Source organism: Acinetobacter portensis, assembly GCF_009372215.1.
Taxonomy (GTDB): Bacteria; Pseudomonadota; Gammaproteobacteria; order Pseudomonadales; family Moraxellaceae; genus Acinetobacter; species Acinetobacter portensis.
The window spans coordinates 1-260 of sequence record NZ_LWRV01000084.1; the positions used below are offsets into that span (position 1 = coordinate 1).

Genomic DNA, 260 nt, shown 5'->3' on the forward strand with positions numbered 1-260 from the left:
CATAGATGTATATTTCTGTGACCCACATTCGCCATGGCAGAAAGGCACATGCGAAAATATGAATGGTTTAATTAGGCAATATTTACCTAAAGGGATTGATTTAAACCAGGCAGATCAGCATTATTTAAATCAAGTTGCCATGTCACTGAATACTCGCCCTAGAAAAGCGTTAGATTGGCTTACACCATTAGAGAAATTTGCTCAGCTTGTTGATTATCATAAGGCTTTTGAAACTGTCGCACCTCATGTTTGAATTCGCC

1 protein-coding gene is annotated in these 260 nt (G+C 38.5%); it reads left to right on the plus strand.

Features of this window, described 5'->3' with window-relative positions; all coding sequences use genetic code 11:
* On the plus strand, window positions 1–253 hold a 253-nt coding region (locus tag A6M14_RS10400), incomplete at its 5' end, for an IS30 family transposase (RefSeq protein ID WP_152874893.1).
* Window positions 254–260: the final 7 nt, after the last annotated feature.